Raw genomic sequence first — 26,060 nt, 5'->3', positions numbered from 1 at the left:
TCCACCTGCTTTTCTTGTTTATATAGTTAGATACTTATGCACGTATTCCTTCCTGTATGCCAAAATTAGCGAGTCTTCAACAAAAATACCGAATTAAAAATCTGCCTATATTATGACTTTGGCTATGATGCTGTTCATAGTATAATAGAAACCAATGAGGAGGGATGAACATGGCTGATGAAAATAAGGATTATTCCAGATTAAATAATCGGAACCAGCGAAGAAAACCGAAAAAGTGGCTGAGCCTCGTCTTGGCTTTAGTTGGAGCAGCAGTAGTCGTCGTGTTGCTTATCGCAGTTCTGAATAATAAACCAACTGCCTCAAATGAGACAGCGGATGACGACCAAAATAAGCAGACCATCGCAGATCAGGTGTCAGGTAACAGTGCTTCTGATGACGAGAATAAAGAGCAAAGCGATGAAGAAAAGAAAGAAGAAGAAGATAAAGAGGAAAAAGACAGCAAAAAAGAAGAAGTCGAGCCATCCGATGATAATGTGAAAGAAGCATACAAGAAAGATTGGGAACCGATTGGTACAGAGCAGTCTGGTGCCCATACGACGACTTTCCAAAAAGGCACAACAGATTGGAATGAGATCCTACAGGCGGTAGGAGGAGCAGTTGGATTAGATCCAGCGACTATGACACCCTGGGCCATTGAGAATAACGGAAATGGCGGTAATGATATTTTAGCGACGATTTCTGGTCCTGGTTCGGACGAAACATTCCGTGTATACGCAAGCTGGGTAGATGGAGACGGCTGGAAAGTAACAAAAGTAGAAGTATTGAAAGAAAACGATAAAAAGAATTCTTACTAGATATAGAGAAGTAAAGGAGCAAACAGTATGACTATCGGTATTATCGGAGCAATGGACGAAGAAGTAGCATTACTAAAAGAAACAATGACAAATAAGAAGGAAACAGTTGTAGCAGGCTATGAAATTACCGAGGGTACCTTATCGGAGAAATCTGTTGTACTTCTTAAATCCGGAATCGGTAAAGTAAATGCGGCACTTGCGGCAGCTATGCTGATTGAGCGTTACGCACCTGAAGCAATTATTAATACAGGATCAGCTGGCGGATTCGCGGAAAAGCTTGAAGTAGGTGATATTGTCATTTCTGATGCAGTCGTTCATCATGACGTAGATGTCACGGCGTTCGACTATGCTTATGGACAAGTACCTCAAATGCCTCCAGCATTCCAAGCGGATCAAGCGCTTGTAAAGCTGGCTAAAAGTGTGATTGACCAATTCCCTGATACAAATGCAGAAATCGGTTTGATCGCTACAGGTGACAGCTTTATGTCAGATCCGAATCGTGTTGCATTTGTCAGAGAGAAGTTTCCAGCGATGCTGGCAGCGGAGATGGAAGCTGCTGCTGTAGCGCAAGTTGCTTATCATTACGGCACACCTTTCGTCATCGTGCGTGCATTATCCGACATAGCAGGTAAGGAATCATCTGTATCCTTTGATGCATTCTTAGATCAAGCGGCACGTAATGCGGCTAATCTGATAATGAAGATGGTAGAACACTATTAAAAAGAGTGACAGCAATTACCAGGTAATTGCTGTCTTTTTTTGTGTTACAATGTTGCTAGATTAGAAGAGGGGGCGACAAAATGGAGAAAAGACAGCAGCAGCTGCTAGACAAGATTGCAGATTATCGCCGTTTTGCATTGGCGCTTCTGATTCTTGGAAGTTATTTATATCTTGGATCAATAATTAATGTCTATTTGGAACCTTCAGATAAAGCAAATATACTTTTCGCACTTACCGGTGGATGTGTCGTTACGGCGATACTTATCTGGTTTGCAATAAAGCGCTGGCAGAAAAAATTAGAAAGCTAAAACTCCGATTATCAAATCGGAGTTTTTTTGATTAATCCCATATATTTTCCCAAGCGTAAGTGCCGCCGATAAAGAGTAAAACGAGAAATGCTGCAATCAGTGCACCGGTACTGACACGCTGCTTGTAGGATCCGGGAGGAAGAGGATGAGGGTGCATAATGGTTTTACCTCCTTTTACCTTAGCGTATGCAGAAAGCGAGATATAGGCCTCTCACGTACGGTGCTGACGGTAATATTCATGGAAAATTTTCATTAACGCTCGTTTCTCAATACGAGAAACGTAACTGCGTGAAATATTCAACTTTTTTGCAATCTCCCGCTGTGTCATATCTTCCTCATTATTAAGACCATATCGGCTGACGATCACTTCTTTTTCCCGTCCATCAAGAATACCAATGTATTCCTTAATCTTTTCTACTTCCATATTAAGCTGGATGTATTCAATAATGTCGTCATTCTCGGCTTGAAGGATATCGATCAGGCTGATTTCGTTGCCTTCTTTATCCTGACCTATTGGATCATGCAGGGAAATATCTTTCTTTGTCTTTTTTAAAGCACGCAGATGCATGAGTATTTCATTCTCAATACATCTTGCCGCGTATGTAGCAAGTTTGGTTCCTTTGTCACTGGAGTAGCTTTCGATGCCTTTAATTAAACCAATCGTACCAATCGAGATGAGATCCTCTGCATCTTCACCTGTATTCTCAAATTTCTTAACAATATGGGCGACAAGACGCAAATTATGTTCAATTAATTTGTTGCGGCTCACTTCATCCCCTTGTTTCATACGTTCAATATGGACTGCTTCTTCCTCAGGGGGGAGGGGCTGCGGAAATGCATGGTTCTTCACATAGGAAACGAAGAACATAGCTTCTTTTAAGAGGAGTCCAATTGCACCAATGATACTCAATTTCTTACACCTCCTAATGCGCTTCAGGCAAAAGCCTATACGACACTTTATGTAAAGGAGTCTCTGAAAGTGTCTGTCCATTAGAAAAAGAAAAAGTGAATGCCCCCAGGCATTCACTTTGCATTTTTATCTTGTTTCCGTTTTTCTGCATCAATTGCTTCTTGGTATTGATCCTTTAACGTACCGTATGGTTTGGCTCCGCGCAGGTGAGCCGCCCTGGAAATTAAGTGGCTGGCTACCGGTGCAGTCAGCATGATAAACAGCACACCCAGAATCAGCCTGCCGCTGACAATTCCATATTCCATGTAGTGAAAGATGAAAGCGCCGATAAGGATACCTGCCACGCCAAGTGTGGAGCCCTTACTCGCAGCGTGGAGTCTTGTATAAATATCAGGGAAGCGCAGGACACCAACTGAAGCGGTAAACACGATAAATGCACCGCCAAGTAAGAGTAGAATGACAAGGACATCAAGGATGATCTCAATTATCGTCTGTATCAATCAAATCACCCTTTTCCAAATAAATTGCGATAGCTACTGTTCCGATAAACAGCAGGATACCAATCAGAAGTACGATATCATTAAAGTTCGGTGTTACCAAAATGATAGCCAGTAAGGCTGCAAAAGCCATAATATTAACTCCAATAGCATCCAAAGCAACTGCTCGGTCTGCATTTGTCGGTCCCTTCAGCACACGGATAATCAACAAAATGATAGAGACACTTAGGACAATCAAGCAAATAATCGATACCATCTGAACAATTGAAGCGAAATCATCTTGCAAGGCACTCATCGTGTCACCTCCATGATATGTTTCTCAAAGCTGTTCTTGATGGAATGAACGGCATCTTGCATATCGACAATGTCCATCGCATGGATATAGAGTTTCTTCTTATCAGGAGAAACAGCAACTGTCACCGTACCAGGCGTTAGCGTTATTAAACAAGCTAAGAGTGTAATTTCCCAATCTGTTTCTAGTTCTGTTTCTAACGTAAAGATACCAGGATTGATATCCAAGCGTCTTGCATATACGAGCTTAGTTATATCTAAATTCGATAACAGCAGCTCTTTTATAAAAATGAACACCAGGACAAGCATTTTGTACACGCGCTTCAGATAAAACGGACCTCTAAGGAATCGTCTTAAGAAAAACAATAAAACAATACCGACCAGATAACCGATTACAAAACCGGAGAAGTTATAGGACTCGCCAAGAAAAGTCCACATTACGGCAATCAGTAAATTTATACATATTTGAAAAGCCATTTAGTGATCCCCCTTCAAAACGAGTTCAATGTACGTTTGCGGTTCAAGCAGGTAATCCGCGATCTGTTGCACGCTAGGCAGGATAGCTTCTGCACCGATGCCAAGAAAGACGGTAAACAGCATGAGAAAACCGGCTGAAAAGATTTGAGATCCATGTTTGCCTGCAGGTTCTGCTCCTGTATTGCCTTCTCCCCAGAATACACGGATAAACGCTCTAACAATGGAAAGCAAAATCAGCAAGCTAGTGATCAGCATAATAATAACTGTTACTGTTTCTCCTTTTTCGAAAGCACCGCGGACGAGCAATAACTTGCCGATGAAGCCGCTGAACGGGGGAACACCTGCTAACACAAGTCCTCCAATAAAGAACATCCATCCAAGCATTGGGTGAGAGCGAATCATACCGCCCATTTTATTGATATCTGCTGTACCTGCAAGGCTTGCAATCGTACCAGCGAGCAAGAATAGAGCGGCTTTAATAATCATGTCCTGAAGCAGATAATAAATGCTTCCGCTCAAGCCGTCGATATTGAACATGCCGATACCTACTAGCATGAACCCGATTGCCGGAATAATGTTATAAGCGACAATCAATTTTATATTTCGAGAAGCGAGCGCACCGAGGACACCGAATAGCATTGTCAAATTGCCGACCCAGATGAACAGATTATCAATGATTTCCGGCTGCTGATGAAAGATTAGCGTGAATGTCCGAATTAAGGAGTAAACACCGACTTTCGTCAATAACGCACCAAATAAAGCGGAAATAACCGGATTAGGAACAATATAAGAACGCGGCAGCCAATAATAAAGCGGGAATGCTGCGCCCTTTGTAGCAAAGACAAAGAATAACAGTATGGCGACAGTTGTAATAATACCTGGTGAATCAGATGCCGCTGCACGCTCTGCCAGCTGTGCCATATTTACTGTCCCTAGCACCGCATATACATAAGAAACAGTTGTAACAAAAAGCATGGACGAAAAGAGATTAATGAGTACATACTTGATAGACTCTCGCAGCTGTACTTTTTTTCCGCCATGCGTGATAAGCGCATAAGAGGCCATTAATAAAACCTCGAAGAATACAAACAGGTTAAATAGATCGCCTGTTATGAATGCTCCAGATACGCCTGTTATTAACAGGAAAACAAAAGCATAGAAATAAAAACTTTCCTGCTCTTCTGACACGCTGGATGGTGCATACCAGACAGCTGCAACTAAGATGATGCTTGTTGTCAGGACGAGCAGAGCACTTAAAGGATCCAATACAAGTACAATTCCGTATGGAGCGATCCAATCCCCTGCTTCGAGTACAATACTTCCTTCTGTAAGCACATGGAACGATAGGAAACCCATCGTAATGAGGTGAACGATAGCAAGAAGCATGGCTAATGTTCGCGTCAACCCCAGCCGATTGTGGGTGAATGCAACTAGTACACCAGAAAGGAAAGGGATTAAAATCGGTAAAATAGCAAGATTAGTCATGGTTATTACCTCTTAATTCTTCCATATTATCTGTCCCGTTCGTTTTGACTGCCCTGTATGCTAAAACGAGAAGCAAGCTCGTAACACCGAAACTGATAACAATGGATGTCAGGATCAGCGCTTGCGGCAGCGGATCAGAATAATTCTCTGCACCTTCTCTGAGAACGGGTGCAGCACCACGCTTCAATTTCCCCATTGTCAGGATGAAAAGGTGGGCAGCATGGGATAGCAAGGCAGTTCCGATAACGATACGGAGCAGCCGTTTTTGTAAAATGTTATAAACAGCAAATCCGAAGAGGATGCCTGCGAGTACAATCATTATGATTTCCATTAGCGATCCTCTCCTTTATGGCGCAGCTTGATAAGTGAATAAATGCCTAAAGCTGCAATGGCTAGTACCGTAATTTCAAATAGCGTATCCAATCCGCGGAAGTCGACCAGGATGACGTTAACGATATTATCCCCGCCGCCCAGTTTGTACGAATACTTAACAAAGTAGTCGGAGATGGAAGGGAACAGACGCTGACTGTAAGCTGCCAGTCCGACAAGCGTCATCATAAGTCCGCAGACAGCAGCTATAATGATATTTGTAACTTTCTTTGATAATTTCTCTTTTATGTCCCGCTCCATTTCTGGCAGATGCCGGAAGCATAACAAGAAGAGAACAACTGTAATTGTTTCAATACTTAATTGGGTTAAAGCAAGATCCGGTGCCCGGAAAAGAACGAACAAAATGGATAAGCCATAGCCGACCACACCAAGGATAATAATAGCTGTCAGTTTCTTTTCTGACACAGTCGTACCAATTGCTGCTGTGATCATAATCAGAGCTACTGCCAGTTCAGGCAGACTTCCTGGCAAGGTCACAGGAGACACATCAATATTAGTTAAATCGAAGGCATTTGTTCCGAATAATATGGCTAATGTCACAACCGAAATGACGCTGATGATGACCATATTGTATTGGCGGAGTGAGCCGTTAACTAGACGGTCATTGACTGTTTTTGTTTGTTTTTCACTTACAGTCAGCAGCGCTCTGTAAACAGCATTACCAGACAGCTTTCCGGGAAGAACTTGATACAGACCAGCCCAGTATTTTCTCGTCAGGTAGAATGCAGTACCGAGAATGACGACAATTAATGACATAACCAATGCAGGTGTGAACCCATGCCAGAAGTGAATATGATGCTCCTTTAATGCTTCTCCATAGACTGCGTTAGCTGCCGGGTGAAGCAAATGATGACTAAACCAATTCGGAAAGATACTTATAATCACAACGCCGCAGACAAGCAAAATCGGTGAAATGAGCATGCCAAAATTCGGATCATGCGCTTTTTCAGCTATGTCCTTGTCCCTTTTTCCGGTAAACGTACCGAAGAAGAAGTACATGCTGTAAACGAATGTGAATATACTTCCAGCTACAGCAGCGTACGGGACAACGTGCATTAAGACATCAGCGAATCCGGTGCTGAATGTACGAGTATGCGCAAGTTCCCAAGAACTCGTAAAGAACTCCTCTTTACTTAAGAAGCCATTTAATATCGGCAGCGGTACACCAGCCATTGAGAAGGATGCTAGTACGCTGATGATTCCTGTGACCGGCATGAGCTTCCATAACCCGCCAAGCTTGCGAATATTACGTGTGCCGGTTTCATGGTCGATGATTCCAACTGCCATGAACAAGCTTCCCTTAAACGTAGCATGGTTTAGGATATGGAACATGGCAGCAAAAAGAGCAGCTTCTGTTCCGTAACCGATCATAGACATAATCATTCCGAGCTGGCTGATAGTAGAATAAGCCAGTATGCCTTTTAAATCTGTCTGTCTGACTGCCATATAAGATCCCCAGAATAAAGTCAAGAGACCGATGACCGAGACAGCAATGAAAAATGATTCACTTTCTCTGAATACAGGAGTAAAGCGAAGAAGCAGGAATAAACCGGCTTTTACCATCGTGGCAGAATGCAAATATGCACTGACTGGAGTCGGTGCTTCCATTGCATCGGGCAGCCAGATATGGAAAGGAAACTGTGCTGACTTTGTACAAGCTGCCAGAAGCAGAAGAACAATAATAAGCGGAAACCAATCACTGCTTAAAATTAAGCTTCCTTCTGAAAGAATGGTACGTATGCTTGTGCTGCCGGTAACGATTTGCAGCAGAACCAAGGCTCCAAGCAAAGAAAATCCGCCCAAAACCGTAATGAGCAAAGATTTCAAGGCACCGTCGGTAGAAGCTTTTTTAGTAAACCAAAAACTGATCAATAAGAAGGAAGAAACAGAAGTCAGCTCCCAGAAAGAATAAAGAGCATAAATATTATCAGATGTGACGATACCGAGCATTGCCCCCATAAATAGAAGCAAATAGACATAAAAATGTCCGAGCCGTTCATTTTTAGATAGATAATGAACGGAGTAAAATGCTACTAGTGCTCCTATTCCGCTAATCAGTAAAGCGAAGAACAAAGCAAGTCCATCTGTATAGAATGTTAAATCCAGTCCAAGGGATGGAATCCAGCTGTAATGGTAGAATATGTCCGTCTCTCCGCTGACAAGGAGTGTGAGGAAATAAATGAAAATAGATAAAGCAGTTGCGAAGACTGCATACCCAGTATGTATCTTAGATTTAAATCTTGCGATGAATGGGATGCACATTGCAATTATAAATGGCATCAGGATGGCAAAAATCATGTATTGGCAATCCTCCTCTAGAGATGGTTAGTAGCTAGTTAATTTTGAAAGAGATCCCTCAACAAATGAAACACTATTTCAAAGCATACTATACCCAATTGTAAAGGAGTTCAAGCCCACACTGCAACCGCGATGTGTCTACTTTATGAAAAAAAACCCCGCCATGCCGGCAGGGCTTGCTGGAGATCTTGTTTTAGCTGGTGTAACGGATCTTATGTGATAAGCCCCGTGATTGAATTTCTTTTTCTATTAGATGAATAAACTCTTGGCTCAAGTGGAGTTCGTTGGCCTTGTGGTAAGATTCGATCAGCAATTCGTCAGACATATGTTCCATCTTGCATTCCTCCTGATGGGAGATCTTAATACCTTGCAGATCTTTCTATGCGTGGGTTGGGGAGTTGATAAGTTATTAATAATGTATCACGAAAAAAAAAGGTGGACAAGGCGATAGTTATCTACACTTAACTGTTCATAACCTGTAGATAATTTGTTTATAACTGTTAATAATGACTGTTTCTTGCAGTGGATATTGTGGACATAGTTATCCACAAAACGAAGTATGTAGAGATTTGTCGAAAGATTTTACTTCTAAAATGAGCTTCCAAGACTATACAAAAGTCGAAATTAAGCGATTTGATGAAAGATTTTTTTGAAACCGTCGTAAAAATGCCTTATGATGGGTAAGTAACTGTTGAAGTGTACGAGAACGGAGGAATTCCACAAATGCTAAAGAAGTTCTTGCCGAACGAGCATGTGAAGAGCATATTTGACATAAAACCGGAAAAATTGAAAGCGCAGGGAATCAAAGGAATAATTACCGACCTGGACAACACACTGGTGGCCTGGGACGTAGCTGATGCCACACCAGAAGTGACAGAATGGTTCCGTGAAATGCGCGCACATGATATTAAAATTACGATTATATCTAATAATAATGAACAACGGGTCAAACTCTTTTCTGAACCGCTTGATATACCATTTGTTTACAGCGCCAGAAAACCGCTTGGGCGAGCTTTCAAGCAGGCTGTAAAACAAATGAAGCTGGAGAAGGATGAAATTGTTATGATCGGTGATCAGCTCCTAACAGATGTGTTAGGCGGGAATTTAGCTGGTTTCTATACGATTGTTGTCGTACCGATTGTCAAGACGGATGGTAAGATTACGAAAATCAACCGGATGATTGAAAGACGGATACTAAATTATTTCAAAAGAAAAGGAAAGATAACGTGGGAGGAATAAATGTGGAAGAATTGATTTGCCAAGGCTGCGGTGCGCCAATTCAGACAGAGGATGCTTCGCTGCCTGGTTATATCCCCGCATCAGCATTAGGGAAAAATGATGAAGTCATCTGTAAGCGCTGCTTCCGGCTAAAGCATTACAATGAAGTCCAGGATGTCGCAGTGACCGACGATGACTTCTTTACTTTAATTAGTGAAATTAGTAACAAAGATGGTCTCGTTGTGAAGCTCGTCGACATTTTTGATTTTAACGGAAGCTTCATCGGCAGTATCAAACGTCTAGTCGGAGACAAGCCAATCATCCTTGTGGGAAACAAAGTAGATTTGCTGCCAAAATCAACAAACCATGAGCGTGTTAAGCAATGGCTTCGAGGCGCTGCAAAGGAATATGGTATCCAAGTAGCGGATGTGCATTTGATTTCGGCGAAGCGCGGAATTGGAATGGCCGAGCTTGAGGACAGCATTCAGGAATTGCGACAGGGCGAGGATGCCTTTGTAGTCGGAAGCACAAATGTGGGTAAATCCACATTTATTAATGCGTTGATCAAGCATTCCACTGGCATTAATGATGCAATCACAACATCTTATTTCCCAGGGACAACACTTGGGTTTATTGATATACCGCTAGATGATTCCAGTTCGCTTTATGATACACCAGGAATTGTTAACAGACAGCAGATTGCACATTATGTGACAGACAAGGAATTGAAAACAGTTACACCGAATAAAGAGATTAAATCGCGTATCTTCCAATTAAATGAAAAGCAAACACTTTTTATCGGCGGGCTAGCGCGTATTGATTTTGAATCTGGTGAAAGACAGCCATTTGTTTGTTATTTCTCCAATGCACTTGATATACATCGGACGAAGCTGGAGAATGCGGATGACCTGTACGAACGGCAGAAAGGGGAATTACTCGCGCCGCCTCATAAAGATCAGCTCGATAACTTCCCGGCATTCCAGAAGTCTTCATTCCGGATAAAACAACAGAAAACAGATATCGTTATACCTGGACTCGGCTGGATTACATTGACAGGGGAGCCTGCATCCATAACCGTGCATACACCAAAAGGCGTGCCAGCTACTGTACGCCGGTCGCTAATCTAAGGGGGAATTTTCATGAAGACGTTGAAGCTAGGCTTAATTGGCCATCCTGTAAAGCATTCTTTATCACCATGGATTCATCACCAGTTTATGAAGCAAGCTGGTATAGAAGGAGAATATCATCTCTATTCCATTGAACCAGAAGTATTTGAAGATAAGATCAGCAAATTACTGGAAAGCGGCATCAACGGCTTCAATATCACTGTTCCATATAAACAGCGTATCATTCCGTTTTTGGATGAACTCGATCCGGATGCCGAAAAAATTGGCGCAGTCAACACCGCTGTATACAAGGATGGCAAATGGATTGGGTATAATACCGATGGAGCAGGATATGTCCGCGCTTTAAAACAAGTGTTACCTGCTGACAGCAGTACGCAGCGCGTGCTTATGCTCGGAGCGGGCGGAGCTGCCAGAGGAATTTATCGCGCATTAGTGACGGAAGGTTTCTCTTATGTAGATATCGCAAATCGTACACGTGAGAAGGCTGAACAGCTGCTTCAATTACAAGAGCCTGAAACGGTGACAGAAATTCTAACATTCGCAGAAGCGGAAGAACAAATTAAAAAATATGACATCATCATTCATACCACAAGTGTAGGCATGAGCCCTGCTGATAACGAACAAATTGTTTCTTTATCTGGGTTGAAACCTAATGCAGTTGTAAGTGATATCGTATATAAGCCGATTGAGACGAAACTGCTACGCTCTGCGAAAGAGCAGGAAGCAACAATCCATCATGGTCACAGCATGCTGCTGTATCAAGCGCAATATGCGTTTGAGATATGGTCTGGCAAGCAAATAATCATTGGAGACTTGCTTGATCGGCTGGAACAAAAAGTAACGGAGGCATAATATGTTAACAGGTAAGCAAAAGAGATTTCTACGTGCAGAGGCACACCATGTAAAACCAATTTTCCAAGTAGGAAAGATCGGCGTGAACGATAATATGATCGTTCAAATCAGCGAAGCATTGGAAAAGCGGGAACTAATTAAAGTAAGCCTGCTGCAAAATTGCATAGAAGATAAAGACGAGGTAGCGGAAGCAATTGCAGCAGGAACAGACGCGCACGTTGTTCAAATTATCGGCAGCACAATCGTCCTGTATAAAGCATCTCAGGAGAATAAGCAAATCAAGCTGCCATAAAGGAGTACCTTATGAAAAAAGTCGGGTTATTGGGCGGCACATTTGATCCGCCGCATATAGGGCATCTATTTATTGCACAAGAAGTCCAGCACCGGCTCGGACTAGATGAAGTTTGGTTCATCCCAGCTTATGAAGCGCCTCATAAGGCGAAGTCCAATACCGATGCAGATCTGCGTTTGCAGATGGTTCAAGCTGCAATCAATGATAATCATCAGTTTCGCATGAATGCGATCGAGGTGGAACGTTTAGGTAAGTCGTATACGTTTGATACAATAAAGCTGTTACAGGAAAAGCATCCAAATACTGCATTTCACTTTATCATCGGTGCCGATTTGGTTGAAAGCCTGCACACATGGCATCATATTGATGAGTTAGTCAATATGGTGACCTTCGCAGGTGTTGGCAGACCTGGCTATAAGCTGGAAACCGCCTACCCGGTTACCTTTATAGAGATACCTGAACTTGAGATTTCTTCAAGTATGATTCGGTCTCGCATCGAACAAGGCGCCTCTGTGCGCTACCTTGTCCCAAATGCAGTGTTTGATATGATAAAGGAGCAAGAGCTGTATGCAGAGTGATAAGGCTTTAGCAATCGTTGAAAAACAATTAAAAAAACCGCGTTATGAACATACCGTTCGCGTAATGGAAACAAGTATAAAGCTTGCAGAAAAGTATGGTGCGGATGTGAAAAAAGCAGAAACCGCAGCCATTTTTCATGACTATGCGAAATACCGTCCGCTTGAAGAGATGCAGCGCTGGATTGAAAAAGAACAGCTTCCGAAAGACTTGCTGCAATACCACCATGAATTATGGCATGGTCCGGTAGGTGCATTAATGATAGAACGGGAAGTCGGCATTCGTGATCCAGATGTACTGCACGCGATAACAGTGCACACCACTGGCTGTGCGGGAATGTCTGTATTAGATAAGGTTGTATTCCTTGCTGACTACATTGAACCAGGCCGTGCATTTCCTGGCGTAGATGAAGTACGCAAGGTAAGTGAAGATGATTTAGACAAAGCGTGCTGGATGGCATCACGTAACACGATTAACATGCTCGTCTCGTTACATCGAAAAGTGTATCCGGATACGTTCCACGCTTATAATGATTTATTAAACCCTAATGGAGGTAACGCTTAATGGAGAGTATTGATTTAGCACAAATAGCGGCAAATGCCGCAGACGCAGTAAGAGGGGAAGATGTAGTATTAATGGAGATGACAGAAGTCTCCCTTATTGCTGATTATTTCATGATTTGCCATGGAACGAGTGAAAGACAAGTGCAAGCGATTGCCAGACGTATTAAAGAGAAGGCCGAAGAAGCTGGTGTTGAGGTTAAACGGCTGGAAGGGCTTGAGCAGTCTCGATGGGTGCTTGTTGACCTTGGCGATGTAGTTTGTCACGTATTCCACGTTGATGAAAGAAGATATTATAACTTGGAACGCCTGTGGGGAGATGCACCGCAAGTGGAACCAGTATTTTCTCAGGAAAGCTAATGGCAGCTTATGAACGGCTTGCTGCCGTCTATGAGCGGCTCATGCAGGATGCACCGTATGAAGAATGGCAGCAGTTTATGCAGCAAATATTTCAACGTTACGCAAAGATTCCCATTAAAACAGTAGCAGATTTAGGCTGCGGTACAGGGTATGTGACGAGGCAGCTTGCAGAATCAGGTTATGAGATGACAGGAATTGACCAATCTGAAAATATGCTTGCTTACGCTGCAAGCATGGATGACAAACAAGCTGTCCGTTGGATGCAGCAGGATTTGCGTTCGTTGGAAAACATTCAGGCAGATGCGGCTATCAGCATGTTTGATGTGGTCAACTATATTACGTCACCGGAAGATGTACAAGCAGCTTTCGGACGTATTTGGGACATGCTTGCTCCAGGCGGAGTCTTTCTTTTTGATGTCCACACGATAAGACATATTGAAGAAGATTTGGCTGGGGAGCTGTTCGCTGAGGTACATGAGGATCTTGCCTATACGTGGTTCTGTGAAGCAGGACAAGAACAAGGCGAAGTATACCATGACCTCACTTTCTTTACGAAAGAACTGGAGTCAGAAAAGTATGACCGATTTGACGAATATCATCACCAGCGTACATATCTGCCAGATACGTATATGAAGTGGCTCGAATCAGCAGGATTCCAGGTTTGCGGGCTATTTGGTGACTTTGATATAGAAAAAACAGAGCAATTGGACCAGGCGGATCGACTCTTTTTCGCTTGTTTGAAAAACCAGGAGGCATAATGCTGCAACCTGGTTTTTTTTGTGCAGGAATAAAGGGGAATATGTCGAAAGTTTTATTTGTACGCCCCTTTTTTAATCGCATCTTTCTCTTCGTAGTATTTCCGGTGTGTCGCTTGGAAGAGATGAGAGAACATACCACCTGTTTCCTTCTCCAATACTGCGATACCCTCTCCGGTAATACCGCCCTTCACGCAAACCTTCTTGATGAGTTCATCCAATGTATAATGACCTTTCCCCAGTAAAGTGCCGAGCCCAATCAGCATTTCAGCAGTGAGCTGTGTTGCTTGTTCGCGAGATATATCCGTTTCTTCGGCTGCTCCTTCAATAAAGCGCTGTGCCAGATAGCTGAAAAACGCCGGTCCGCATGAAACGATATCTGAAGCAACGCGTGTTATGTCTTCTGGGATATAAACAGGATCAGAGTAACTGCTGAACAGATTAATAAGGGCAGCTTTATTTTTGTTAGTCAGTGTTGACCCAAACGTTAAAAGTGTTGTACCAGCTGCTGCGCGATTCGTGATGCTTGGTATGGCTCGAGCAACCTGGGAAGGTAAGCGCGTTTCCAATTCCTCTACTGAAAAAGGGCTGGTGATAGAGACGATGACTTGATCCGGGCGTACCAGAGAGTAAAGCTCGGAACATACACCTGGCAAATGCGGCGGTCTTACGCAAAGGAATAGATAATCAGCATAATCTGCTATCGTGCTGAGTGCATCGGCTATTTGTATACCGGGATAAGACCTTTTTAGCGCCACTGCTTTCTCGGCTGACCGATTCAGCACCATAATATCTTCTTCCTGAATTGCTCTAGCAGTTACCCAGCTTTCAAGCAACATACTGCCCATATTTCCGGTCCCAATTATTCCCCATTTTGTCAATGTAACTCCTCCTCTGCAGTTCTGCTGTCTGCGCCCAATACGCTGTTACCCAGTTTATGCTCACTAGTAAAGTAATATGAGAGGAGGCAGTTCATGCAAATCTTGAAACAATACAGCTGGCTTATATTGTTGGCGGCTGTCGCAGCTGTGTTTTTGTTCAGCCGAATATCAAAGCAGGAGGCAGAGACAGTGATGCAACCGGCTGCAAAAGCGGATGCGGAGCTGGAACTAGCAGCTTCTGCAAATGAGACAACTTTGGAAGAACCTGGAGAAGCAGCAATAATGGTAGACATTAAAGGGGAAGTAATAAATCCGGGAGTTTATAAACTTGCTCCAGGCAGCAGAGTAGAAAAAGCGATTGAAGCGGCAGGAGGACTGACTGAGAAGGCGGAGCCGCGCAGCATTAATCTTGCACAAAAGGTAAAAGACGAGCAAATGATTTATGTGACAGCTATTGGCGAAGCTTCATCCGCTGCTGCAATTCAGACTTCCGGCACAAGTGATGCCAGTGAAAAAATTAATATTAACCAGGCAGATGCAAAGCAGCTGACGGAGATAAATGGTGTAGGAGAAGCAAGGGCACAAGCGATTATTTCTTATCGCGAGGAGAATGGGCCGTTTACTTCCATCGACCAGCTGACAGAGGTATCCGGGATTGGGGAAAAATCGCTGGAAAACATGAAAGATCAAGTTAGCTTATAAGGGCTAGTTGACGGATGGAGAGAGGGGATTGTACACTTATTCTAGAATAGAAAGGTGGCTAGCACCATGGAACGAATAGCATGGAATCAATACTTTATGGCGCAAAGCCATTTGCTCGCCTTGCGCAGCACCTGCCAGCGGCTGATGGTAGGAGCGACAATCGTCCGCGATAAACGAATGATTGCCGGCGGCTACAATGGCAGCGTATCAGGCAGTAAACATTGCATAGACGAAGGCTGTTATGTAATTGACGGACATTGTGTACGTACTGTACACGCCGAGATGAACGCGCTTTTGCAATGTGCTAAATTTGGTGTGCCGACGGAAGGAGCAGAAATTTATGTCACCCACTTTCCTTGCCTCCAATGCTGCAAAGCACTAATCCAAGCAGGTATCAAAACAGTATATTATGCAAGTGATTATAAAAACCATCCTTATGCAATTTCATTGTTTGCAGAAGCAGGAGTTGACACGCAGCAAGTAGCTTTGGAAGAGGTGGTAGTAGATACACACCATCGGGAAACACGTCACTTGATGAAGAAGGTTGTAGACAAGCTGAAACAATCTGGTGATCAAGAAAGCCAAGATCTTGCAGTTCAAACGCAGAATCGTTATCAGCTGCCTGATAAAGAACATATATGACGGGAAGATGGCATATTGTTGCGCTAGCGGCCCTCGGCGGGCTGCTGGCGCATACATTACATGCAGCAGTATTGGCAGCCCTGCTTACCTGGCTGGCTCTGTTGTTACTTACAAAACGAATCCCTTTTGTTTTATTTATTTTCTCGATGCTAGTTTGTCTGCTGTTTTTCTTTATTAGCACCCTCAATCAAAATTCTCCGCCTGTTCTTCCTCTTGATGAGCCCTTGCAGCTCACTTCAACCATTTCCCATCTTTCCGAAACAGATGATCATCTATCATTTCGGGTTCAAACACCAACACATTCATCCTTCATTTTAGTAACTTATTTCAAGCAAGATGCGCTCGATCATTTGCCTGGTTTAGCACCTGGTGCAACATGTGTGCTGCAGGGAACGCTCAGTGAGCCTGAACCTGCCACTAATCCAGGTGAATTCGATTATAAGCAATACTTGCAGAAAAAAAAGATTTATTATGAGCTCGAAGTAAAAAAGGTGCAAGATGTTTCTTGTAAAGGTACATCTTTTTTTACATTCCCCCTAAAAATTCGCAGTGCATTCCTGGAAAAAACAGATAATATACTTGATGGTCATACTGCTGCTTGGGTGCAGGCAATGATTGCAGGAGAAGACAGCAATTTGGATGAGCAGACGGTACAATTGTTTAATCGCTGGAGTTTATCTCACATTTTGGCGATTAGCGGCATGCATATTGCACTATTTTCTGCTATTCTTTACTTTCTTCTGACAAAACTTCAGCTTTTGACTCGGGAGAAAACGTATGCCTTCCTTTTTGGATTTCTGGCTATTTATCCTATATTTGCTGGCGGGGAGCCATCTGTTTGGCGGTCAGCGCTTATGGTCATGCTGATCATGCTGTTTAAAGTATTAGGAATTAAACTTTCGATTATAGATAGCATCAGTATTGTTTTTTTACTTCTGCTTATCTTTGATCCGAATTACCTCTTCCATGTAGGCTTTCAATTCAGCTTTCTTGTCAGCTTGGCATTGCTTTTATCCGCAAGAATTTATACGGGATCTTTTGCAAGTGCATTGCTGGAAACAAGTTTGTTAAGTCAGCTCGTTATTCTTCCTCTCCAAGTTTCACAATTCTTCTTTTTAAATCCGCTGTCTGGTTTGATGAACTTGTTTGCTATCCCGTTTTACACGTTTCTCGGAATTCCGCTTCTTCTGCTTATTAGTGTCTTACTTTTTCTGTTTCCAGCTGCCGCAAATAAGCTTGGATATGTGTTTAAACTGCTTAATGAGGCAGTCATTCAATTATTCCATTTGGTGGATGATGTTGCTTTCTTTCCGTGGGTCACAGGAAAACTGCCTATTGGCCTTTCTGTGCTTTATTTTGCAGCACTGGTGCTATTTTGTTCTGCGTGGGAAACAGGTAAACGGAAAAAAGCAGTACACTTTGGTGCTGTTCTTACGGTCATTCCGCTTGCAGCAGCACTTTGGCCATATGCAGATAATACAGGACGCGTGACGATGCTTGATATTGGCCAAGGAGATGCATTTGTAGTCGAATTGCCGTACCGAAGAGGTGTATATTTGATTGATGCTGCCGGCAGTGTCGGGATGGATTTTCAGCCGACCGACAAGGCTTTTGAACAAGTAATAAAGCCATATTTGTATCAAAGAGGGATTAGCAAGGTAGATGGTATTTTTGCCAGTCATGCAGATCATGACCATATTGGCAGTATCGGAAAGCTGACAGAGGAATTCCATGTCGATTGGGTGCGAACATCTCTTTATTTTGATAAGCAGCAAGCGCAGCAATGGAATCCGGATACTAAACTAATCTCGTGGAAAGCTGGAGAGCTATTGCAGTTACCCGGCTGGGAAATCCAGTTATTAGGTCCTGTAACCGATAAGTCAGAACCAAACAAAAATTCACTAGTCATGTACACGATGCTGGGAGGAAAAAGCTGGCTGTTTATGGGGGACGCAGGAAAGGAGGAAGAGATGGAAATACTGAAGCGCTATCCTTCTTTGCGTGCAGATATCTTAAAAATTGGCCACCACGGCAGCAATACGTCAACTGATCCAGCATGGCTGCGTCAGCTGAATCCGCGAGAAGCGCTTATTTCTGCAGGCCGTAAAAACAAATACGGCCACCCCGCTCCAGAAGTAGTGGAAGCTCTAGATAATAAAAACATCCGTATCTGGCGTACAGATACGGATGGGGCAGTCGTCTACAGCTTCTCCAGTAAGACAGGCACATTTAGCCCGTATCTTCCATAAGATACGGTAGATATCATCGAGGCAAACAAACTTCCTCAATTGTTGTAACGGCATGTACTTACCTCCATTGACAAGAGTTGTCACCTATAAGCTGAAGCATATAGGGAGAAGCTAGGGGTAAGAAAAATACCGCTTCGCGTTACAGCCTCCGGAGCTGGTTAACAAGAGCGTTTATATAGATAGGAGGGGAGCAATAAATTTTGTTCTCCTCTGTTCCATCTTGCGTTAATCCTGATTTGCCGATACGATAAAGGGTAGGATTTACGTAGGAGTGAGAGCATGTCATATACTGACGCTTTAAAAGCAATCAAGAAAAAGGATTTTTCACCTATATACTTACTATATGGCACAGAATCTTATTTCATGCAGGATATAAAGGAAAAAATAGAGAAACAATTCGCCCTTTCTGACGGAACAAATGTATCTGTGTATGATTTAGAAGAAACACCGATTCAGGAAGTCATTGCGGACGCAGAAGAATATCCCTTTTTCAGTGACCACAAACTCATCGTGGCCCACCATCCATTCTTTTTAAAAGCAAAGCCGGACAAGTCTGCTGTCGATCATCGTTTGGAAAGCTTGGAACAGTATGCGCAAACGCCAGCTGAATGGACAACGCTTGTATTGCTGGCGCCATATGAAAAAGTAGATGAGCGGAAAAAAATTATCAAGACAATCAAAAAAAACGGACAAGCTGTTGCTTGTATGCCGGTGAAAGAATGGGATCTATCAGATTGGATCGTTACACTGTGTAAGGAAAATAATATCTTACTGGAGGATGCAGTTACTGATTTACTCATCCAAGAATCGGGCAGTGACTTATCCATGCTTCGCAGTGAGATCGAAAAACTTGCATTATATGCGGGCGAAGGCGCGAAAGTTTCTTTAGAAATGGCAGAACCGCTCGTATCCCATCAGCAAACTAGCTCTGGTTTAAAACTGGTGGATGCGTTAATGGCAGGCAATTTAGCAAAAGCTATCTATATTTATCACGACTTAATCAAGTTAAAAGAAGAGCCGATCGCTTTGATTGCACTGTTAGCTTCGCAATTCAGAACCATATTGCATGTGAAGCTGCTGAAGCAAAAAGGATATAATCAAGCCAAAATGGCTGAAGTAATAAAAGGCCATCCATTTGTAATTAAATTGGCTTTGAAGCGGGAAGCACATTTTTCCGAAGATGAATTAAAACATATCTTGTTACGTGCGGCTGAAACGGATGCAGATTTAAAGCAAGGACGCATGGAGAAGAACTTAGCATTTGAACTGCTGCTGCAGCAAATTGCAGCAATACGGAAAAAAGCCCGGATGGTTTAACCTCCGGGCTTTTTCCTATTAAAAAACGATTCCCAGAAGGAATCGTTTCTCTTAGCTTATTATGCACCAATAGCGTTGACTTTTTTAGTCAAGCTAGACTTTTGACGGTTAGCTTTATTGCGGTGGATTACGCCACCTTGAGCTGCTTTGTCAATTTTGCTGGAAGCAGTTAGAAGTGCTTTTTTAGCAGTTTCTGCATCGTTGTTGGAAACAGCTGTTTCCACGTGCTTCACTGCAGTACGCAAGTCACTTTTCAAAGCTTGGTTTCTTAGACGGCTATCGTTGTTCACACGAATGCGTTTAACCGCTGATTTAATATTTGCCATGTTTGTTTCACCTCCGGCACATTTCATCTTACAACAAAAGCCATTGTACCAAAGCACAGCGATGTTTTCAATAGTTGTTTCATTGTTGATGTCACTTTTCGTATGAATAGCAGCGAATCTGCTTATGCTAATGCTGACATTTGTAGAAATGGGAGGGACAACATTGATCAAACAGCTGCAAGTACGTACAGATTTAGCTATCGAGGCAAAGGATCTCTATTTATCCAGTGAACAGAAACAAGGAACGGCAGCAGGTATTTCTGTTACAGAGAAAAAAACGGACGAGATAACCGTAAATTATGTGCAGGTAAATGAAGAAGGCGCCCAGCAGATCGGAAAAAAAGCCGGTATATATATTACCATCTATACCGAAGGAGTAAAAAATCAAGATACAAAGCAGCAGCAGGAAACAGCGCTCGTACTGGCGAAAGAACTGGAACAGATGTTAAAAGAAAATAAAATTGCTTCGGACGCAACCGGTTTGATCGTCGGATTAGGAAACGGCAATGTGACACCTGATGCACTTGGACCGGATGTAGTGGAAAAGATTATGGTAACCAATCATCTTTTTCGTCTGCAGCCTGAATCAGTAGCAGAGGGATACAGACCTGTATCAGCTGTGTCACCCGGGGTAATGGGTACAACAGGCATTGAGACAAGCACCCTCATACACGGAATCATTGAAAAAACGAAACCTGATTTTGTCATAGCTGTCGACGCATTAGCGGCCCGCTCTGTCGAACGAGTGAATAGCACCATCCAGCTTTCTGACACGGGAATTCATCCTGGTTCAGGTGTTGGAAACAAACGCAAAGAACTAAGCAAGGAAACACTCGGAATTCCTGTTTTTAGTATCGGTGTCCCAACCGTCGTTGATGCAGTGACAATTACAAGCGATACAATTGATTATTTATTTAAGCATTTTGGGCGAGAGTGGAATGAGAAAGATAAACCTTCCAAGGCGTTAGTGCCAGCAGGTATGCAATTTGGCAAAAAGGAGCTGACAGAAGAAGATATGCCTAGTGATGAGCAGAAACATGCTATATTTGGTATGGTAGGCGGTCTCAATGAAGCAGAGAAACGGCAGCTGATTCACGAAGTATTGACTCCGCTTGGGCATAACTTGATGGTGACACCGAAAGAAGTAGATGGTTTTATCATTGATATGGCACACGTGATTGCATCAGGTATTAACGGTGCTTTGCATGAAAAGGTTGATCCATCTAATACCTCTGATTATACACGCTGATTTCTTTCAGCGGTTCTACTTGCAGCTTCTCTCTCATAGATTCTAGTAGAGTTCAGCTAGATTCGAAAAGAGAGGAGCTTCTTTTGTGAGAAAAAAGAAGAAAGGCTATCAGCGCAAACGTACGGGTGTGCTGTTTATTTATAAACGTACCTTAATTCTTATATGTTCTGTTTTGTTTTTGCTGATTAGTATAGCAGCAATGACATCTGCTGGTCCGGCTTATCGACTATCCTCTCAGGCGCTCACAGAGTGGACAAGACAGATGGACAGCGGTATCTATCTGCATCTGCTCAGTAATGAAAATAAAGTTTTTCAAAGTATGCAATCAGAAGAAACAGCTTCCATCCAACTAGCAGATCTTTTGCTTCAGATGATGACTACGATAAAGCCAGATGATCCGAGAACACTGCTGGGATCGGAAATTCCGGGCTTCTCTCTCTATGAGAATCAAATCGTTATAGCAGGTGAAGGAACGAACTATACAAACCTTCCGATAGAATCCGGCCAGCCGGACCATGTTATAGAAGAAGAACCTCCAGCCGGTACAGAGGAGGAAAAGGAACCAGAAGAGGAGAAAGAGACAAAACCGGAAGAAAAGAAAAATACAGCTCCTTCTACTGGTGATAAAGATGTTGTGTTCATCTACTATACCCACAACCAAGAGTCTTACCTGCCATCATTAGATGCTAAGCAGCAAGAAACAGCGTATAACAAGAATGCAAATGTAACTGATGCGGGTGAAGCAATGGCGAAACGATTGGAAGAACTTGGTATCGGAACAGTTACTGACCAGACGGATATAGGTGCTATTCTCAATGAGAAGGGCATGGCATATCACCAATCATACGAGGCATCGCGCCCTGTAGTTGAAGCGGCTGTATCAAAGAATAAAAATCTTGCTTTTGTTTTTGATATTCATCGTGACAGCTTGAAACGGAAAGATACGACCAAGGAAATTAACGGAGATGTGTATGCCAAAGTAGTATTTGTAGTTGGTGCGGAAAACAAAGAATACGAAAAGAATTTAAAACTGGCGACAGATCTTCATGAGAAAATTGAAGCTGAATATCCTGGGCTGAGTCGCGGTGTTATCACAAAACAAGGTGCGGGCGTCGATGGGGTGTATAACCAGGATGTTTCTGATAAAGCTGCACTTTTGGAAATCGGAGGAGCTGGCAATACTGTAGAAGAAGCGACTAGAACAGCAGAGCTGTTTGCGGAAATATTTGCAGATTATTACTGGGATGCTGAAAAAGTACAAGGAGGGCAAGCGCAATGAAATATGTAGTAACGATACTTGCTATGCTGACGTTGTTTTTTGGCGGTATTCTGATTGGCATGGAAAAGGAGGATGTCCAGCAAGCTGAGCTGCCGGCAAGTCAGCAGAGCGAGCAGCTGACCGCCTCTGCGTCCATTGGTATTCCTGAGAGTGAGGCAGCAATGGGAGAGCAAATAAATGAAAAAACAGCACCTATTTCGGATGAAGACGCAGACAGCTCTATCATCGAGCAGCTGGCTAGCGGCCTTGGAAGTGTGTTCACTGGTATCTGTTCTGTTATCATTACAGCGATTGAACAGCTCTCTATCGCCTTGTTTGGCTGATGCAAAAGCGCGTAAAAACATTGAATAAACGTGGTGCAATTGCTATAATCAATGCTAGTTATTGTTACGGCTGTCTCTTAGCAGACAGCTTCGGACAATTTAGGAGTGATTTTGATTGGTAGAGAAGAACAGACGAAATCAGCAGCATGTGCGTAATTTCTCGATCATTGCCCACATCGATCACGGGAAGTCTACATTGGCTGACCGTATTCTGGAGAAAACAAAAGCATTAACTGCGCGTGAAATGAAAGCACAGTACTTGGATGGAATGGATCTGGAAAGAGAACGCGGCATTACGATCAAATTAAATGCAGTACAGCTGGAGTATGAACGTGAAAACGGCGACACTTATATATTCCACTTGATAGATACACCGGGACATGTCGATTTTACATATGAGGTTTCTCGGAGTTTGGCAGCCTGTGAGGGCGCAATCCTGGTAGTGGATGCAGCGCAAGGTATTGAAGCCCAGACATTAGCCAATGTCTATTTGGCGATGGACAATGACTTGGAAATCATTCCGGTTATCAACAAGATTGATTTGCCAAGTGCCGATCCGGATCGCGTGAAACAGGAAATTGAAGATGTTATCGGTATTGATGCAAGTGATGCTATTTTGGCATCCGCAAAAGCTGGTATCGGAATAGAAGAAATTCTGGAGGCGATTGTGGATCGAATTCCGCCGCCGCAAGGAAATGATGAGGAGCCGCTGAAGGGGTTAATCTTTGATTCTTTATACGACTCCTACCGTGGTGTTGTAGCGTATACGTGTATCAAAGAAGGTTCTGTAAAAGTCGGAGACAAGATAAAGATGATGGCGACTGGCAAGGAATTTGAAGTCAACGAAGTCGGTGTCTTCAATCCAGTACCTATTAAAAAGGACGAGCTCGTAGTCGGTGATGTTGGTTACTTAACGGCTTCCATAAAAAATGTCAGTGACACACGTGTGGGTGATACAATCACGCTTGCCAACAACCCAGCCACCGAGGCGCTGCCTGGCTATAGAAGATTGAATCCAATGGTGTATTGTGGGTTGTTCCCAGTTGATGCGAGCAATTACAATGACTTGCGAGAAGCACTTGAACGCCTGGAATTGAATGATAGCTCCCTGCAATATGAAGCTGAAACTTCCCAAGCGCTTGGCTTTGGCTTCCGCTGCGGATTCCTGGGGCTATTGCATATGGAGATCATTCAAGAACGTATTGAACGTGAATTCAATATTGATTTAATTACTACAGCTCCAAGTGTTATTTATAATGTTATTATGACTGACGGCAGTGAAGTGCGTGTCGACAACCCGGCAGATATGCCAGATGCGCAATCTCGTACAGAAGTACAAGAACCGTACGTGAAAGCAACAATCATGGTGCCGAATGATTATGTTGGTACTGTAATGGAACTATGTCAGAAGAAACGCGGCGATTTCCAAGATATGCAGTACTTGGATGATGTCCGAGTGAATGTTGTCTATGAGATTCCGCTTTCAGAGATTGTTTACGACTTCTTCGATCAATTGAAGTCCCAGACAAAAGGCTATGCCAGCTTTGATTATGAGCTGATCGGCTACAAAGCATCTGAGCTTCAAAAAATGGATATTCTCCTTAATGGCGATACTATTGATGCACTATCCTTTATTGTACACAGAGACTTTGCCTTTGACCGTGGTAAATCCATTGTAGAAAAACTAAAGGCGCTTATACCTCGTCAGCAGTTTGAGGTACCGGTGCAAGCGGCAATCGGGAACAAGATTGTGGCACGATCAAATATTAAAGCAATACGTAAAAACGTTCTTTCCAAATGTTACGGCGGGGATATCTCTCGTAAACGTAAATTGCTTGAGAAGCAAAAAGAAGGTAAGAAACGGATGAAGATGGTTGGTTCCGTAGAAGTTCCACAAGAAGCATTTATGGCCATCCTTCAAATGGATGATGAATAATAGAAAACAGACAACCCTTGTCCTTCCCGACAAGGGTTTGTCATTGCGGAAGGAGGCATCACGATGGACAAAGTAAAATCCGCTTATATCCATATCCCATTTTGTGAACAGCTCTGTCATTATTGTGATTTTACAAAGTTTTTCTACCGGGAAGACAGCGCAGACGATTATGTCGAAGCATTGCGGAAAGAAATCCAGTATTATGTTCCGAACAGAAAGCAAATGAATACAATTTTTGTCGGCGGCGGTACACCTACCGCTTTGAATATGCGGCAGCTGGAGCATGTGCTGAAAAGTGTCGATCAGGCATTTGATGTACATAGAGCGAAAGAATATACGTTTGAAGCAAACCCTGGTGATTTGACGAAGGAAAAGGCAGACCTGCTGAGAGCGTACGGCGTAGACAGGATTTCTCTTGGTGTGCAGGTTTTTGATGATAAGCTATTGGAGGCCATCGGCAGGCTTCATCGTGTAAAACATGTTTATGAGAGTCTTGATTTGCTAAAGCAAGCTGGTTTTGACAATATTAGTATTGATTTGATTTATGCCTTGCCAGGGCAGACATTGGAGCAGTTTGGGCATACTGTGGAAGAAGCACTGCAGTTTGATCTTCCGCATTATTCTTCTTATTCGCTGCAAATTGAGCCGAAGACGGTCTTTTACCAGCGTTATAAAAAAGGTACGTTAAAAAAAGCGCCAGAAGAATTAGAAGCAGAGATGTACAATCTGCTGCGTGATGAAATGAAAGCGCACGGCCGCCAGCAATACGAAGTAAGCAACTTCGCAGTTCCTGGCAAAGAGAGCCAGCATAATCTTGCTTATTGGAACAATGACTTTTATTATGGTCTTGGTGCGGGTGCGCATGGCTATTTGCCGGAACGCCGTATTATTAATATTCGTCCGCTTCCTGCTTACTTAAAGCAAGCTAACGAAAACGGTATACCTGTACTGCACGAAGATCCTATTGGCCGGAAAGAGCGGATTGAAGAAGAACTGTTCCTCGGACTGCGCAAAAAATCCGGAGTCAGTAAAGAAGCATTTCTACAGAAATATGGCATTGCCCTGACAGATGTATACCGCGAGGCGCTGGATCGGCTTATTGCGAAAGGCTGGCTCATTGAAGATGACGCACATGTTGCAATGACGGAGGACGGTTTCTTGTTCGGAAATGACGTTTTTCAAGAGTTTCTTTTAGAGGAAGAACCGGCAAGCGTTTCGAATTGAC

The 26,060-nt window shown here is 43.1% G+C and carries 31 protein-coding genes; 20 read left to right on the top strand and 11 right to left on the bottom strand.

What is annotated here, in order from left to right:
* Positions 1–170 precede the first annotated feature (170 nt).
* From CRO17_RS09570 to CRO17_RS09560, 3 genes are all read left to right on the top strand, one after another.
* Positions 171–815 (top strand): YrrS family protein, encoded by a 645-nt coding sequence (locus tag CRO17_RS09570; protein ID WP_179636939.1) that lies wholly within the window; start codon positions 171–173, stop codon positions 813–815.
* A 27-nt stretch (positions 816–842) separates the two neighbouring features.
* Positions 843–1,535 carry a 5'-methylthioadenosine/S-adenosylhomocysteine nucleosidase gene (gene mtnN, locus CRO17_RS09565; protein ID WP_097041580.1) on the top strand — a complete coding sequence of 231 codons (693 nt, stop codon included), beginning with the start codon at positions 843–845 and terminating at the stop codon, positions 1,533–1,535.
* An 80-nt stretch (positions 1,536–1,615) separates the two neighbouring features.
* Positions 1,616–1,843 carry a YrhC family protein gene (locus tag CRO17_RS09560; RefSeq protein ID WP_097041578.1) on the top strand — a complete coding sequence of 76 codons (228 nt, stop codon included), beginning with the start codon at positions 1,616–1,618 and terminating at the stop codon, positions 1,841–1,843.
* A 31-nt stretch (positions 1,844–1,874) separates the two neighbouring features.
* Here the strand turns inward: CRO17_RS09560 and CRO17_RS17875 are convergent, their stop codons facing one another.
* The 9 genes from CRO17_RS17875 to sda form a co-directional block, all read right to left on the bottom strand.
* On the bottom strand, positions 1,875–2,000 hold the full coding sequence (locus CRO17_RS17875) for a hypothetical protein (protein WP_281253814.1): 126 nt from the start codon (positions 1,998–2,000) through the stop codon (positions 1,875–1,877).
* 54 nt (positions 2,001–2,054) lie between these two features.
* Positions 2,055–2,753 (bottom strand): RNA polymerase sporulation sigma factor SigK, encoded by a 699-nt coding sequence (sigK, locus tag CRO17_RS09555; protein WP_217321340.1) that lies wholly within the window; start codon positions 2,751–2,753, stop codon positions 2,055–2,057.
* Between the two features lie 113 nt (positions 2,754–2,866).
* A complete protein-coding gene (gene mnhG / locus CRO17_RS09550; RefSeq protein ID WP_097041575.1) occupies positions 2,867–3,253 on the bottom strand; it encodes a monovalent cation/H(+) antiporter subunit G in 387 nt (128 codons plus the stop codon).
* On the bottom strand, positions 3,234–3,545 hold the full coding sequence (locus CRO17_RS09545) for a Na(+)/H(+) antiporter subunit F1 (RefSeq protein WP_097041574.1): 312 nt from the start codon (positions 3,543–3,545) through the stop codon (positions 3,234–3,236). The genes mnhG and CRO17_RS09545 overlap by 20 nt, the downstream gene beginning before the upstream one ends.
* Positions 3,542–4,018 carry a Na+/H+ antiporter subunit E gene (locus CRO17_RS09540; RefSeq protein WP_097041572.1) on the bottom strand — a complete coding sequence of 159 codons (477 nt, stop codon included), beginning with the start codon at positions 4,016–4,018 and terminating at the stop codon, positions 3,542–3,544. Before CRO17_RS09540 ends, CRO17_RS09545 begins: the two co-directional genes overlap by 4 nt.
* A complete protein-coding gene (locus CRO17_RS09535; RefSeq protein WP_097041570.1) occupies positions 4,019–5,503 on the bottom strand; it encodes a Na+/H+ antiporter subunit D in 1,485 nt (494 codons plus the stop codon).
* Positions 5,496–5,834, bottom strand: coding sequence for a Na(+)/H(+) antiporter subunit C (locus CRO17_RS09530; RefSeq protein ID WP_097041568.1), 339 nt, complete (start codon positions 5,832–5,834; stop codon positions 5,496–5,498). Before CRO17_RS09530 ends, CRO17_RS09535 begins: the two co-directional genes overlap by 8 nt.
* Positions 5,834–8,191 carry a hydrogen gas-evolving membrane-bound hydrogenase subunit E gene (gene mbhE, locus CRO17_RS09525; RefSeq protein ID WP_097041567.1) on the bottom strand — a complete coding sequence of 786 codons (2,358 nt, stop codon included), beginning with the start codon at positions 8,189–8,191 and terminating at the stop codon, positions 5,834–5,836. Before mbhE ends, CRO17_RS09530 begins: the two co-directional genes overlap by 1 nt.
* A 193-nt stretch (positions 8,192–8,384) precedes the next feature.
* Positions 8,385–8,525, bottom strand: coding sequence for a sporulation histidine kinase inhibitor Sda (gene sda, locus CRO17_RS09520; protein ID WP_077308525.1), 141 nt, complete (start codon positions 8,523–8,525; stop codon positions 8,385–8,387).
* A gap of 389 nt (positions 8,526–8,914) precedes the next feature.
* On the opposite strand from sda, the gene CRO17_RS09515 reads away from it, so the two are divergent.
* Genes CRO17_RS09515 through CRO17_RS09480 form a run of 8 tightly spaced genes read left to right on the top strand, consistent with a single transcriptional unit; the run spans position 8,915 to position 13,934 of the window.
* Positions 8,915–9,430 (top strand): YqeG family HAD IIIA-type phosphatase, encoded by a 516-nt coding sequence (locus CRO17_RS09515; protein WP_097041564.1) that lies wholly within the window; start codon positions 8,915–8,917, stop codon positions 9,428–9,430.
* 2 nt (positions 9,431–9,432) lie between these two features.
* The gene (yqeH, locus tag CRO17_RS09510; RefSeq protein WP_097041562.1) at positions 9,433–10,536 is read left to right on the top strand and encodes a ribosome biogenesis GTPase YqeH; all 1,104 of its coding nucleotides are present in this window, start codon (positions 9,433–9,435) and stop codon (positions 10,534–10,536) included.
* A gap of 12 nt (positions 10,537–10,548) precedes the next feature.
* On the top strand, positions 10,549–11,388 hold the full coding sequence (gene aroE, locus CRO17_RS09505; RefSeq protein WP_097041560.1) for a shikimate dehydrogenase: 840 nt from the start codon (positions 10,549–10,551) through the stop codon (positions 11,386–11,388).
* Position 11,389: 1 nt separating this feature from the next.
* Positions 11,390–11,680, top strand: coding sequence for a ribosome assembly RNA-binding protein YhbY (gene yhbY, locus CRO17_RS09500; protein WP_097041558.1), 291 nt, complete (start codon positions 11,390–11,392; stop codon positions 11,678–11,680).
* 11 nt (positions 11,681–11,691) lie between these two features.
* Complete coding sequence (locus CRO17_RS09495) at positions 11,692–12,258, top strand: nicotinate-nucleotide adenylyltransferase (protein WP_097041556.1); 567 nt, start codon at positions 11,692–11,694, stop codon at positions 12,256–12,258.
* Positions 12,248–12,820: a bis(5'-nucleosyl)-tetraphosphatase (symmetrical) YqeK gene (gene yqeK, locus CRO17_RS09490; protein ID WP_097041554.1), complete on the top strand. Its 573-nt coding sequence runs from the start codon at positions 12,248–12,250 to the stop codon at positions 12,818–12,820. The genes CRO17_RS09495 and yqeK overlap by 11 nt, the downstream gene beginning before the upstream one ends.
* A complete protein-coding gene (rsfS, locus tag CRO17_RS09485) occupies positions 12,820–13,176 on the top strand; it encodes a ribosome silencing factor (RefSeq protein ID WP_077308539.1) in 357 nt (118 codons plus the stop codon). Before yqeK ends, rsfS begins: the two co-directional genes overlap by 1 nt.
* Entirely contained in the window at positions 13,176–13,934 is a 759-nt protein-coding gene (locus CRO17_RS09480) for a class I SAM-dependent DNA methyltransferase (RefSeq protein WP_097041551.1), read from the top strand. Before rsfS ends, CRO17_RS09480 begins: the two co-directional genes overlap by 1 nt.
* Positions 13,935–13,987: 53 nt before the next feature.
* Here the strand turns inward: CRO17_RS09480 and comER are convergent, their stop codons facing one another.
* On the bottom strand, positions 13,988–14,812 hold the full coding sequence (comER, locus tag CRO17_RS09475) for a late competence protein ComER (protein ID WP_245864750.1): 825 nt from the start codon (positions 14,810–14,812) through the stop codon (positions 13,988–13,990).
* Between the two features lie 93 nt (positions 14,813–14,905).
* Between comER and CRO17_RS09470 the strand changes: the two genes are divergently transcribed.
* The 4 genes from CRO17_RS09470 to holA all read left to right on the top strand — a co-directional run bounded on the left by CRO17_RS09470 (position 14,906) and on the right by holA (position 19,722).
* Positions 14,906–15,514: a helix-hairpin-helix domain-containing protein gene (locus CRO17_RS09470; RefSeq protein ID WP_097041550.1), complete on the top strand. Its 609-nt coding sequence runs from the start codon at positions 14,906–14,908 to the stop codon at positions 15,512–15,514.
* A 66-nt stretch (positions 15,515–15,580) separates the two neighbouring features.
* Positions 15,581–16,156 carry a ComE operon protein 2 gene (locus CRO17_RS09465; protein WP_097041548.1) on the top strand — a complete coding sequence of 192 codons (576 nt, stop codon included), beginning with the start codon at positions 15,581–15,583 and terminating at the stop codon, positions 16,154–16,156.
* A complete protein-coding gene (locus CRO17_RS09460) occupies positions 16,153–18,405 on the top strand; it encodes a DNA internalization-related competence protein ComEC/Rec2 (protein WP_097041546.1) in 2,253 nt (750 codons plus the stop codon). The genes CRO17_RS09465 and CRO17_RS09460 overlap by 4 nt, the downstream gene beginning before the upstream one ends.
* A 279-nt stretch (positions 18,406–18,684) precedes the next feature.
* A complete protein-coding gene (gene holA, locus CRO17_RS09455; protein ID WP_097041543.1) occupies positions 18,685–19,722 on the top strand; it encodes a DNA polymerase III subunit delta in 1,038 nt (345 codons plus the stop codon).
* Between the two features lie 59 nt (positions 19,723–19,781).
* Here the strand turns inward: holA and rpsT are convergent, their stop codons facing one another.
* Positions 19,782–20,048 (bottom strand): 30S ribosomal protein S20, encoded by a 267-nt coding sequence (gene rpsT, locus CRO17_RS09450; RefSeq protein ID WP_097041541.1) that lies wholly within the window; start codon positions 20,046–20,048, stop codon positions 19,782–19,784.
* Between the two features lie 130 nt (positions 20,049–20,178).
* Between rpsT and gpr the strand changes: the two genes are divergently transcribed.
* The 5 genes from gpr to hemW all read left to right on the top strand — a co-directional run bounded on the left by gpr (position 20,179) and on the right by hemW (position 26,059).
* On the top strand, positions 20,179–21,297 hold the full coding sequence (gpr, locus tag CRO17_RS09445) for a GPR endopeptidase (protein WP_425444435.1): 1,119 nt from the start codon (positions 20,179–20,181) through the stop codon (positions 21,295–21,297).
* A gap of 85 nt (positions 21,298–21,382) precedes the next feature.
* The gene (gene spoIIP, locus CRO17_RS09440; protein ID WP_245864747.1) at positions 21,383–22,576 is read left to right on the top strand and encodes a stage II sporulation protein P; all 1,194 of its coding nucleotides are present in this window, start codon (positions 21,383–21,385) and stop codon (positions 22,574–22,576) included.
* Complete coding sequence (locus CRO17_RS09435) at positions 22,573–22,899, top strand: hypothetical protein (RefSeq protein WP_097041539.1); 327 nt, start codon at positions 22,573–22,575, stop codon at positions 22,897–22,899. The genes spoIIP and CRO17_RS09435 overlap by 4 nt, the downstream gene beginning before the upstream one ends.
* 115 nt (positions 22,900–23,014) lie before the next feature.
* On the top strand, positions 23,015–24,835 hold the full coding sequence (gene lepA / locus CRO17_RS09430; RefSeq protein WP_097041538.1) for a translation elongation factor 4: 1,821 nt from the start codon (positions 23,015–23,017) through the stop codon (positions 24,833–24,835).
* Between the two features lie 63 nt (positions 24,836–24,898).
* On the top strand, positions 24,899–26,059 hold the full coding sequence (gene hemW / locus CRO17_RS09425) for a radical SAM family heme chaperone HemW (protein WP_097041536.1): 1,161 nt from the start codon (positions 24,899–24,901) through the stop codon (positions 26,057–26,059).
* The last annotated feature ends 1 nt before the right edge of the window (position 26,060 follow it).

The organism is Terribacillus aidingensis (assembly GCF_900215625.1).
Lineage (GTDB): Bacteria > Bacillota > Bacilli > Bacillales > Amphibacillaceae > Terribacillus > Terribacillus aidingensis.
This window is presented reverse-complemented; position numbering and strand designations above follow the sequence as displayed.

Bases quoted from the DNA above. Each gene is read 5' to 3' on its own strand.
- CRO17_RS09535 (WP_097041570.1), bottom strand. From the start codon at position 5,503: ATGACTAATCTTGCTATTTTACCGATTTTAATCCCTTTCCTTTCTGGT.
- CRO17_RS09460 (WP_097041546.1), top strand. From the start codon at position 16,153: ATGACGGGAAGATGGCATATTGTTGCGCTAGCGGCCCTCGGCGGGCTG.
- holA (WP_097041543.1), top strand. From the start codon at position 18,685: ATGTCATATACTGACGCTTTAAAAGCAATCAAGAAAAAGGATTTTTCA.
- CRO17_RS09530 (WP_097041568.1), bottom strand. From the start codon at position 5,834: ATGGAAATCATAATGATTGTACTCGCAGGCATCCTCTTCGGATTTGCT.
- CRO17_RS09470 (WP_097041550.1), top strand. From the start codon at position 14,906: ATGCAAATCTTGAAACAATACAGCTGGCTTATATTGTTGGCGGCTGTC.
- aroE (WP_097041560.1), top strand. From the start codon at position 10,549: ATGAAGACGTTGAAGCTAGGCTTAATTGGCCATCCTGTAAAGCATTCT.
- yhbY (WP_097041558.1), top strand. From the start codon at position 11,390: ATGTTAACAGGTAAGCAAAAGAGATTTCTACGTGCAGAGGCACACCAT.
- CRO17_RS09495 (WP_097041556.1), top strand. From the start codon at position 11,692: ATGAAAAAAGTCGGGTTATTGGGCGGCACATTTGATCCGCCGCATATA.
- gpr (WP_425444435.1), top strand. From the start codon at position 20,179: ATGCTGACATTTGTAGAAATGGGAGGGACAACATTGATCAAACAGCTG.
- CRO17_RS09435 (WP_097041539.1), top strand. From the start codon at position 22,573: ATGAAATATGTAGTAACGATACTTGCTATGCTGACGTTGTTTTTTGGC.
- CRO17_RS09540 (WP_097041572.1), bottom strand. From the start codon at position 4,018: ATGGCTTTTCAAATATGTATAAATTTACTGATTGCCGTAATGTGGACT.
- CRO17_RS09465 (WP_097041548.1), top strand. From the start codon at position 15,581: ATGGAACGAATAGCATGGAATCAATACTTTATGGCGCAAAGCCATTTG.
- yqeK (WP_097041554.1), top strand. From the start codon at position 12,248: ATGCAGAGTGATAAGGCTTTAGCAATCGTTGAAAAACAATTAAAAAAA.
- CRO17_RS09515 (WP_097041564.1), top strand. From the start codon at position 8,915: ATGCTAAAGAAGTTCTTGCCGAACGAGCATGTGAAGAGCATATTTGAC.
- rpsT (WP_097041541.1), bottom strand. From the start codon at position 20,048: ATGGCAAATATTAAATCAGCGGTTAAACGCATTCGTGTGAACAACGAT.
- CRO17_RS09560 (WP_097041578.1), top strand. From the start codon at position 1,616: ATGGAGAAAAGACAGCAGCAGCTGCTAGACAAGATTGCAGATTATCGC.
- sda (WP_077308525.1), bottom strand. From the start codon at position 8,525: ATGGAACATATGTCTGACGAATTGCTGATCGAATCTTACCACAAGGCC.
- rsfS (WP_077308539.1), top strand. From the start codon at position 12,820: ATGGAGAGTATTGATTTAGCACAAATAGCGGCAAATGCCGCAGACGCA.
- CRO17_RS17875 (WP_281253814.1), bottom strand. From the start codon at position 2,000: ATGCACCCTCATCCTCTTCCTCCCGGATCCTACAAGCAGCGTGTCAGT.
- CRO17_RS09545 (WP_097041574.1), bottom strand. From the start codon at position 3,545: ATGAGTGCCTTGCAAGATGATTTCGCTTCAATTGTTCAGATGGTATCG.
- hemW (WP_097041536.1), top strand. From the start codon at position 24,899: ATGGACAAAGTAAAATCCGCTTATATCCATATCCCATTTTGTGAACAG.
- mtnN (WP_097041580.1), top strand. From the start codon at position 843: ATGACTATCGGTATTATCGGAGCAATGGACGAAGAAGTAGCATTACTA.
- CRO17_RS09570 (WP_179636939.1), top strand. From the start codon at position 171: ATGGCTGATGAAAATAAGGATTATTCCAGATTAAATAATCGGAACCAG.
- mbhE (WP_097041567.1), bottom strand. From the start codon at position 8,191: ATGATTTTTGCCATCCTGATGCCATTTATAATTGCAATGTGCATCCCA.
- CRO17_RS09480 (WP_097041551.1), top strand. From the start codon at position 13,176: ATGGCAGCTTATGAACGGCTTGCTGCCGTCTATGAGCGGCTCATGCAG.